This window comes from Flavobacterium sp. (genome assembly GCF_029242675.1).
Lineage (GTDB): Bacteria > Bacteroidota > Bacteroidia > Flavobacteriales > Flavobacteriaceae > Flavobacterium.
Genome location: NZ_JAQWTM010000415.1, coordinates 1 through 5,297, shown reverse-complemented (window position 1 = coordinate 5,297; position 5,297 = coordinate 1). Strand labels below are relative to the sequence as shown.

3 protein-coding genes are annotated in these 5,297 nt (G+C 35.6%); all 3 read right to left on the bottom strand.

Annotation, left to right across the window (positions count from 1 at the left end):
* The coding region (thrC, locus tag P8M54_RS15210; RefSeq protein WP_300288874.1) for a threonine synthase at window positions 1-764 on the bottom strand (764 nt) is incomplete at its 3' end.
* Between the two features lie 66 nt (window positions 765-830).
* The gene (locus tag P8M54_RS15205) at window positions 831-1,757 is read right to left on the bottom strand and encodes a homoserine kinase (protein WP_300288873.1); all 927 of its coding nucleotides are present in this window, start codon (window positions 1,755-1,757) and stop codon (window positions 831-833) included.
* A 369-nt stretch (window positions 1,758-2,126) separates the two neighbouring features.
* Window positions 2,127-4,574 (bottom strand): bifunctional aspartate kinase/homoserine dehydrogenase I, encoded by a 2,448-nt coding sequence (thrA, locus tag P8M54_RS15200; protein ID WP_300288872.1) that lies wholly within the window; start codon window positions 4,572-4,574, stop codon window positions 2,127-2,129.
* Between the last annotated feature and the right edge of the window lie 723 nt (window positions 4,575-5,297).

Genomic DNA, 5,297 nt, shown 5'->3' with positions numbered 1-5,297 from the left:
CAAATATTTCCAAAATTACCACTTGGACAAGAAAAAACTAATGGTTTGCCATGTTGTTTTAACGCTTTATATGCAAAGAAAAAGTAGAACATTTGCGGCAACCAGCGCGCAATATTGATGGAATTTGCAGATGTCAGGTTGTGCTCTTTTAAACTTGGATCTAAAAAAGCACGCTTTACCATATCTTGGCAATCGTCGAACATTCCCTTGACTTCTAAAGCTTTAATGTTTTGCCCTAAAGTGGTTAATTGTCGCTCTTGAATTTCACTTACCTTGCCAGCCGGGTATAAAATAATTACTTCTACACTGGTAACACCTAAAAACCCACTTGCGACGGCTCCACCGGTATCTCCTGATGTAGCAACAAGAACGGTGTTTTTACTGTTTAATTTGTCTTTGTTGAAATAGCCTAAACAGCGTGACATAAATCGAGCACCAACATCTTTAAAAGCCATAGTGGGACCGTGAAACAATTCAAGTGAAAAAATGTCGTCTTCAACCGTTGCCAAAGGGAATTCGAAACACAGTGTTTCTGCTATGATTTCCTTAAGTACATTATCAGGAATCTCGTCTCCAATAAATTGATGTATGACTTGAAAAGCAATTTCCTCATTGGATAGCTGTTCTATCGAATCAAAAAACTCTTTTGATAAAGGAGCTATTGTTTCCGGAAAATACAAGCCTCGATCGCTGGCTAATCCTTGAATTACAGCTTCTTGAAAAGAAACGTTTGGAGCGTTATGGTTTAAACTGTAGTATTTCATTTTATTTTTTATTGCGAGACACGAAGCAATCTCGTTATTATTTTAATTTTGTTCACCATTCGAGGGTTAGGGAGCTATTATTTTTACTCCATCCGGATTTACTTTGGAAACATGAATTTCGTATGGCATTTTCATATCGTCATAAATGGTACACATTGCTTCGGCAATTTTTTTAGCAGCTGCTTCGCCTTTGCTTAAAGCAAAAATCGAAGGTCCTGATCCTGATATTCCTGCACCTAAAGCCCCATTAGCTAAGGCAACTTGTTTTATGGAATCAAATCCTGGAATTAATACAGATCGCAGTGGTTCGACTATTTCATCGTGAAGTGACTTACCAATTAAATCATAATCTTGCGTATATAATCCGGCAATTAGTCCGCCCACATTTCCCCACTGCATAATAGCACTTTTTAAGGAGACCGTTTTTTTTAAGACAGAGCGCGCGTCCGAGGTTTTTAACTCAATTTGTGGATGAATTACAGTAGCATATAATTCTGCTGGACTAGCTATTTTAATAATATCCAAAGGATTGTAGCTGCGAACTAAGGTAAATCCGCCCAAGAGGGCAGGAGCTACGTTATCAGCATGTGCGTTGCCGCAAGCTAATTTTTCACCTTGCATAGCAAATTGCACTAAATCTTTGATTTCAAACGGGCGACCTAATAATTCGTTAATTCCAAAAACAGCTCCTGCTGAACTGGCGGCACTGCTTCCAATACCGCTACCGGCTTTGATGTTTTTATATATTTCAATGTCAAACCCAGCGTCTGAATTCAATGCTTCGAGCATGGCAAGAGCAGCAACACCAGCCACATTCTTGTCGGTTTCAAGTGGTAAATCGGCACCCACTAACTTAGTAATGCGAATGCCCTTTAGATTTGATTTCTTGATAATCATTTCGTCACCCACAGTATCCAAACACAATCCAAGCACATCAAATCCGCAGGATAAATTAGCAATAGTTGCTGGGCAAAATATTTTTATTTCGTTCATTTTTTTTTAGTTTCTAAGTTGCTTAGCTGCTAAGTTTTAAAGTTTCTGAGTTTCTGAGTTTCAAAGTTTCTGAGTTTCAAAGTTTCAGAGCTTCAAAGTTTCAAAGTTTCAGAGTTTCAGATCTTCAAAGTTTCAGATCTTCAAAGTTTCAAAGTTTCATAGCTTCAGAGTTTCCGAGCTTCAGAGTTTCAAAGTTTCAAAGTTTCATAGCTTCATAGCTTGAGAGTTTCCTAGTTTCAGAGTTTCACAGATCGCAAGCTTGCGGTTATAAACAGACTTTTTCACTTTACAACTTCACAACTTCACAACTTTGTGACTTTGAAACTTTGCAACTTCACAACTTTGCAACTTTGTAACTTTGCAACTTTTTTAAACATTCCCAATCCTAATCACATCTGCAAAAATTCCGGAGGCAGTAACCGCTGCACCAGCGCCAGCACCTTTAATTAATAAGGGTTGGTCTACATATCGGTCAGTATAAAAAAGCACGATATTGTCTTTACCTTCAAGATTGTAAAAAGGATGGTCTTTTGGGATAAATTGCAAACCTACACTAGCTTTTCCATTTTCAAATTGTGCTACAAATTTTAAGCGACTGTCTTTAGCATTGGCCTCCGCCAAAATTGCTTCGAACTGACTTGCGTGTTGTGTAAGCGATCTAAAAAAGTCTTCGTTGTTTTTTGTTGCCATGCATTCAGCAGGTAAGAATGATTCGTTTTCAATTTCTTCAATTTCCATTTGGTAACCGCTTTCGCGAATTAAAATCAGAATCTTTCTAGCGACATCAATTCCGCTTAAATCAATTTTCGGATCGGGTTCTGTAAATCCTTGTACACCAGCTTCTTTAACTACATCATGAAAAGTGTTATTTGAATCAAAATTATTAAAAATAAAATTCAAACTTCCTGATAAAACAGCTTGGATTTTATTTACTTTATCTCCCGAAGCTACTAAGTTTTTCACAGTATCAATAATAGGTAATCCCGCTCCAACATTAGTTTCAAACAAGAAAGGGGCATTGTACCTGCGTGATAAATTCTTCAAGTTTTTGTAATTATCAAAAGCAGATGAGCAAGCAATTTTATTACAAGTGACTACACAAACGCTTTCTTTTAAATAATGAGTATAGGTTTGAGAGACTGTTTCATTCGCTGTAATGTCTACAAAAATACTGTTGCGAAGGTTGAGGTTTTTAACTTGCTCGATAAAAAGTTGCTGGTCGGCTTTTTCTCCATTTTCAAGAAGTCCTTTCCATGATTGTAAATCGATTCCTTCTTCATCAAAAATCATTTTTCTAGAATTAGACAATGCGATTACGCGTAGGTTTATTTTGAGATTTTCCTTTAAAAACTTGTTTTGCTGGTTGATTTGAACAATGAATTTTTCGCCCACATTACCCACACCCATGACAAATAAATTCAGCTGTTTGGTGTTGTCTTCAAAAAAGCGTTCATGTAGCGTGTTCAATGCTTTTTTAACATCTCGTTCATTTATTACTGCGGATATATTTCTTTCTGAAGCGCCTTGTGCAATAGCTCGAATATTTACATTGTTTTTACCTAATGTACTGAACATTTTACCACTTAAACCTTGATGATTTTTCATGTTTTCACCAACTAATGCGATGATACATAGATTGCTTTCGACCATGCAAGGTTCTACTTTATTTTGAGCTATTTCTATTTCAAAAGTTTTGTTGACAGCTTCCACTGCGAGTGTAGCATCAGAATTTAAGATGCCGATACAAATAGAATGTTCAGAAGACGCTTGAGTTATAAAAATAATATTAACATTGGCTTGAGAAAGAGTTTCGAACAATCGCTTTGACGATCCTAAAACACCAATCATTCCTGGACCCTCTAACGTAATTAATGTGATGTTATCAATATGACTAATTCCTTTTACCGGATTCCCATTTGCGACAGCATTATTAGAAATAAAAGTTCCTTCAGCAGTTGGTTCAAAAGTATTCTTAATTAGAATTGGAATATTTTTTTGAAGCACCGGTTGAATCGTTGGTGGATATATGACCTTTGCTCCAAAATGAGATAATTCCATAGCTTCCTGATACGAAATTGTGGCAATAGCTTGTGCTTGCTTGACAATTTTTGGGTTCGCTGTATACATTCCGTTTACATCTGTCCATATTTCTAATTCAGTTGCGTTTACGGCAGCAGCTAATATAGCAGCAGTGTAATCAGATCCTCCTCGACCAAGGGTTGTAGTAATGCCTTCATTTGATGAGGCTATGAAGCCAGGCATCACAGTTATAGGGCTTTTATTTGCTTTAAAAAAGTTGCTAATTAAAGTGGTAGTGCTTTCAAAATTCACAGTCGCCTTACCAAAGTTACTGTTGGTTTTTATGAGCTCTCTACTGTCTTTATAAGCTGCAGTAGGTACCGATTGTTTTAAAGCTTCGGCGATAATATACGAAGATAATAGTTCGCCAAAACTCAAGATGGTATCTGCTGTTCTAGGAGAAAGTTCACCTAACAGGAAACAGCCTTCAAGTAACGTTTCGAGGTGATTAATTATTCGTTTAATGTGACTCAATACGCCACTTTGCTGACTTACTGGGATAAAATCTTTTATGGTATCTAGATGTTTTTTTTCAATTTCGACAACTAAGGTTTTATAGGTCTCATCAGATGCTGCAGCTTTTGTTGCTGCTGTTTGAAGTAAATCAGTTACTTTACTCAAAGCAGAAACAACTACAATTAATTGATCCTGCTGCGCTTGCTGCTGAACGATCTCTAAAACTAATTTTATATTTGTGGCATTGGCTACTGATGTTCCACCAAATTTTAAAACTTTCATATGCTGTATTTTAATATTGAAAAAAGGGAATATTTTTATTCACCCAAGAATGTAACCTCTCGAAAGAAATAATGGTATAGTAGGATTATATGTAAAAAGGTATACCCCTAAGGGGTTGTAACAGTTGTAGTGAATGTAAACGTCATAGCAGAGCCAACTCCAAACTGAGTTGTAATCGAAGAATGATATGTTTTGCTATTGTTTGCCATAATTAGTTTCAAAAATACGGCTTTTTGTAAATAAGAGAAAACGATTGTGTCGATTTGCGAATATTTTAATAATAGGAGCTTAAACTGAGTAATGATTGGAATTTGACATATTATGCCCTGAATATAAGCATAATTACTATTTATGCGTGATTTTAGAATACGATTTGGGTTTTTAATACTTGTTTAAAAGTTCAAAAAACACTGTTTACAGCTTCAATTGTGCTAGTTTTTGAAGTGAGTACGTATAAATTGACAAGGATAGCGTAAATAATTATTAGTTTACCTAGATAAGATTGGACACCTTTTTAATTAGTTGTTTTTAGTTTATTTTTTATTGATTTATAAATTAGTACCGATATATGTTGTGTATTAATATTGATTTAATCAAATTTGGCACACAAAAATGAAAAATACATGGATAATACACACTATATAAGCACTGATCTTCTCTCGCTAGAAAGCATTCAAGAAATCATAAGTCAAGGTAAAATTTTGGCTTTATCCGAGGAAGCAA